Annotated in this window: 5 protein-coding genes; all 5 read left to right on the top strand. The window is 44.6% G+C overall.

Annotation, left to right across the window (positions count from 1 at the left end):
- Positions 1–553, top strand: a 553-nt coding sequence (frr, locus tag A3763_RS13705; RefSeq protein ID WP_068760144.1) for a ribosome recycling factor, incomplete at its 5' end; no start/stop codon positions are given.
- Between the two features lie 75 nt (positions 554–628).
- A complete protein-coding gene (uppS, locus tag A3763_RS13700; RefSeq protein WP_068508246.1) occupies positions 629–1,387 on the top strand; it encodes a polyprenyl diphosphate synthase in 759 nt (252 codons plus the stop codon).
- 20 nt (positions 1,388–1,407) lie between these two features.
- Positions 1,408–2,238, top strand: coding sequence for a phosphatidate cytidylyltransferase (locus A3763_RS13695; RefSeq protein ID WP_068508223.1), 831 nt, complete (start codon positions 1,408–1,410; stop codon positions 2,236–2,238).
- 44 nt (positions 2,239–2,282) lie between these two features.
- The gene (gene ispC / locus A3763_RS13690) at positions 2,283–3,479 is read left to right on the top strand and encodes a 1-deoxy-D-xylulose-5-phosphate reductoisomerase (RefSeq protein WP_197470010.1); all 1,197 of its coding nucleotides are present in this window, start codon (positions 2,283–2,285) and stop codon (positions 3,477–3,479) included.
- A gap of 22 nt (positions 3,480–3,501) precedes the next feature.
- Positions 3,502–4,840, top strand: a 1,339-nt coding sequence (gene rseP, locus A3763_RS13685; protein WP_068760142.1) for an RIP metalloprotease RseP, incomplete at its 3' end; no start/stop codon positions are given.

Genomic DNA, 4,840 nt, shown 5'->3' with positions numbered 1-4,840 from the left:
AGATGAAATTAAACAAGATGCTGAAGAGCGTATGGCAAAAAGTATTGATGCGCTAGGTGTTGCTTTTGCCAAGATTCGTACTGGTCGAGCGCACCCAAGTATTTTAGATAGCGTATCAGTTTCATACTATGGTGTAGATACACCGCTAAAGCAGGCGGCTAATATTAGTGTTGAAGATGGCAGAACTTTGGCAATCTCTGTTTGGGAAAAACCAATGGTGCCAGTGGTCGAAAAAGCGATTATAGCAGCTAACCTCGGCTTAAACCCGTCAACTTCTGGTGACTTAATACGTGTGCCAATGCCAGCTCTAACAGAGGAAACTCGTAGGGATATGGTTAAGCTAGCAAAAGCAGATGCCGAGAGTGCAAGAGTATCTGTTAGAAATATTCGCAGAGATGCTAACTCCGATATTAAAGAACTTTTGAAAGAGAAAGAGATTTCAGAAGATGAAGAAAAAAGAGCAGCAGATGGTATCCAAAAACTAACTGACACTTATGTTGCTAAAGTTGATGCTTTATTGCAGGAAAAAGAATCAGACTTGATGGAAGTATAAAAACTGCCTGTTTCGGGCGAAAGTGTGTCCAATGCTTTCGCTCGTTAAATTTCGTGTTATTAAGTATTGGGTTGGATAGATAAATTGAGTGAGCACATTCCTCTAAGCTCAGGGAGTAAACCTAGACACGTTGCTATCATTATGGATGGTAATAATAGGTGGGCTAAGCAGCGCAAAAAGATAGGGATTTCTGGGCACAAGGCAGGCGTAGATGCGGTTAGAGATGTCGTTAAAGCTTGTGTTGAGGAAGATATAGAGGTGCTGACTCTATTTGCCTTTAGTAGTGAAAACTGGAGGAGGCCCGCCGAAGAGGTTGGTGCGTTAATGAAGCTTTTCCTTTTTGCCTTGCAGCGAGAAGTTAAGAAACTGCACTCAAATAATATCCGCTTGCGAATTATTGGTGATCGAGAGCCGTTTAGTGATGTGCTTCAGGAGCATATGGCGAAAGCGGAAGAACTAACAGAAAATAATGATGGTATGACTCTGGTCGTTGCCGCTAACTACGGTGGGCACTGGGATGTCGCGCAAGCGACGCGGAAAATTGCCCATAAAGTTGCTTCCGGCGAGATTGCGGCTGAAGATGTGAGCGAAGACTTAATTCAATCACATATCTCTTTGGGTGACTTGCCTTTACCTGATTTAATGATTCGCACTGCGGGTGAGCAGCGCATCAGCAATTTTATGTTATGGCAATTGGCCTACGCAGAATTCTATTTTTCCGATTTGTACTGGCCCGATTTCAAGAAGGAACAGATGCTGGAAGCCTTAAAAGCCTATGCTGGACGAAAGCGGCGCTTTGGGCAAACTGATGATCAGTTGGATCAGGCCGAGTAAATAATCACGGGACTCTTTTTGTGTTAAAACAACGAATAATTACAGCTTTAATTCTTGCTCCACTTGTTTTGGGGGGTGTTTTTTTACTGCCTCCAGAGTATTTTTCTTGGTTTGTCGCAGCTATTGTTATTTTAGGTGCCTGGGAATGGGCTAACCTTTCAGGCGTGAGCGCTTCTGCAGCGCGAGTGGTTTATGCTCTCGTTATGGCGGTTTTCCTATTTTTGCTTGTCGGCAGTATGTCTCTTCCCTGGGTATTAACACTTTCTGTTGCATGGTGGGCCTTGGCATGTGTTCTGGTCATGACTTTTCCAGAATCATCTTCCCTGTGGAAGGGGAAAATAGTTCAGTTACTGCTTGGTTTTGTTGTGCTTGCTCCTTTGTGGAAGGCTTTAGTTTTTCTACGCTCAAGTGAATATGCGCCCTTAGCTGACTTAAATGTTCTTTGGCTTATTTTTTATATCTTGATGTTAGTGTGGGCCGCGGATACGGGGGCTTATTTCGCTGGCCGAGCTTTTGGTAAGAAGAAATTAGCACCAAAAGTTTCCCCTGGAAAATCGTGGGCTGGAGCCTGGGGCGGTCTGGCTGCTTGTCTATTGTTATCTCTGATTGCTAGTAATTTGCTAGAACATAATTTCGCAATGACTATACAGTTTGCAGTCATTTCAATTATTACTGGTTCAATCTCAATAATTGGTGACTTAACAGAGAGTATGTTTAAGCGACAACGCGGTATTAAAGATAGTAGTAATCTGCTTCCTGGTCATGGCGGTGTGCTTGATCGTATTGATAGCTTGGTTGCCGCGATTCCAGTGTTTGTCTTTGCTTTATACAATCTCTCTTGGGTCGCCTAGTGTTATTCTACTTTTCGCAAACTCTCAGTAATTCAGGTTATTAAGTGTCGACTATTCAAAGTGTATGTGTCTTGGGGGCGACCGGCTCTATTGGTCTAAACACGCTCGACGTGATTAGTCGGCACCCAGACAGGTATCGGGTATTTGCTCTGACGGCGCATCGCAGTGTCGAGCAAATGCTAGCTCTGTGTTTGAAGCACTCCCCAAGTATTGCGGTTATGGTGGATGAAGATGCTGCGCAATGCTTGCAGGGTGAGTTGCTAAAACATGCTTCTGATATCAAAGTTTTGGCAGGTGCGGAGTCTCTGGAATGTGTGTCCGCACATGATGATGTTGATGTCGTCATGGCTGCAATCGTTGGTGCAGCCGGGCTAGAGGCGAACCTTGCTGCTGCTAGAAAAGGTAAGAAAGTTTTACTAGCGAATAAAGAGTCCTTAGTTATGTCTGGCCAGCTCTTTACGGAAGAGGTGAGTCGTTCAGGTGCAACGCTATTGCCTATCGATAGCGAGCACAACGCGATATTTCAATGTCTTCCTGGTTCCTATCAGTGTGGCCAGTCTTTAGAACGAGAAGTGCAGCGTGTATTGCTCACTGCCTCAGGTGGGCCTTTCAGGGGGTGGTCTCGTGATCGCCTTAGTACGGTGACGCCAGAACAGGCCTGCGCACACCCAAACTGGCAGATGGGAAGTAAAATCTCAGTAGATTCTGCCACGCTTATGAATAAGGGTTTGGAGCTAATCGAAGCGTGTTGGTTGTTCGATATCAGTCCGAAAGATATCGAGGTTCATGTTCATCCTGAGAGTATTGTTCATTCCATGGTTGAATACTTGGATGGCTCGGTCATAGCGCAAATGGGAAGCCCCGATATGCGTACACCAATTGCCTATGGCTTGGCGTGGCCCGAAAGAATTGCCTCAGGTGCCATTTCATTAGACTTATTTGAAGTTGCTCAACTAAACTTTGAAAAGCCTGATCTTGAAAACTTTCCCTGCCTTAAGTTGGCTCAAGAGGCTTTTGATGTTGGTGGTACTGCGTGTACGGTCTTAAATGCTGCGAATGAAGTTGCTGTCGCGTCCTTTCTAAAAGGTAATGTCTCCTTTACTGCTATCCCTGATATTATTGCGTCAACATTAGAAGATGCCTCAATCGCTCCAATAACATCAGTTAATCAGATATTGTCTGTTGATGAAGAGGCTAGAGTTATAGCTCAACAGCAAATAATGAAGAAGAAACGGCCTTAATGAAGATGAGCCAGTATATTTAATGACACTGATTCAGACCATACTCTCGCTAATTATTACGCTTGGTATTCTAGTTACGATCCATGAATATGGACATTACTGGGTTGCCAAGCGTTGTGGTGTCAAGGTCCTACGATTTTCAGTAGGCTTTGGGCGCCCGATTTTTATGTGGAAAAACAAGGATGGAACCGAGTTTGCCATTGCTAGTATTCCTTTAGGTGGCTTCGTCAAGATGCTTGACGAACGCGAAGCCCCTGTAGAAACCGCTTTGCTTCCTTATGCTTTTAATCGCAAGCCTGTCTCGCAGCGTATTGCGATAGTGTCAGCAGGCCCTATCGCGAACTTTCTATTTGCTATTGCAGCTTACTGGCTGATGTTCATTATTGGCTTCAGTGCCTTGACTCCAACAATAGGTGAAATTGATCAGGAGTCGGTTGCAGCAAGGGCTGGTTTGTATCCTGGTCTTGAAATAACTCAGGTGGATGGGCGAGATACTCTGAGTTGGCGCTCTGTCAGTATGGCTTTAGTGAACCGTATCGGCGACAGCGGTGATATTGAATTATTCGCTAAGGCTGGTGCTAGTGAGACTGCTGATGGTTATACATTAAGTGTTGAAAACTGGATGTTGGACCGTGAGCCACATGGACTGCTTAAGGACTTAGGTGTCCACCCATTAAAGCCGCCTGTTCCCGCAGTAATGGGGAGTGTCTTAGCCGATAGTCCGGCTGAACAGGGTGGCTTAAAAGCGGGCGATAAAGTAATTGAGGCCGGCGGTAAAGTTATTGAAGACTGGTTTGCTTTTGTCGATGTAATCAAAGTCTCTGCTGAAAAAGATGTTGTCGTTAAGGTTGAGAGGAGTGGAGAAAACAATGGGCTTATTGTCGAGACTCTGTCACTTAGACCAGAAGTATTTATACGTGAAGACGGTGCCTCGGTTGGTCGTTTAGGAGTGAGTGTTCAGCCCTTTACTTACCCGAAAGAGATGATAAGAACGATAAGCTACGGTCCTCTTGAATCCCTGATGCAGGCGAGTGAACAAGTTTGGGCTGATTGTGTTATGACACTTAACGCGATCAAGAAGATGATTATGGGCTTAATTTCTCTTGATAACCTGAGTGGCCCGATAACCATCGCTCAAGTAGCAAGTGAGTCTATCGAGTCAGGTTCTGAAGAGTTTTTGCGTTTTCTAGCTTTATTAAGCGTAAGCTTAGGAATCTTAAATTTACTGCCCATTCCTGTCTTGGATGGAGGGCATATTTTTTACTATTTGATCGAAGCTGTAAAAGGCGAACCACTATCTGAGAAATGGCAGGTGTTGGGTTTAAAAGTAGGGGTGTCATTTATATTGATACTTATGTCTC

This window comes from Oleiphilus sp. HI0128, from assembly GCF_001635365.1.
This window is presented reverse-complemented; position numbering and strand designations above follow the sequence as displayed.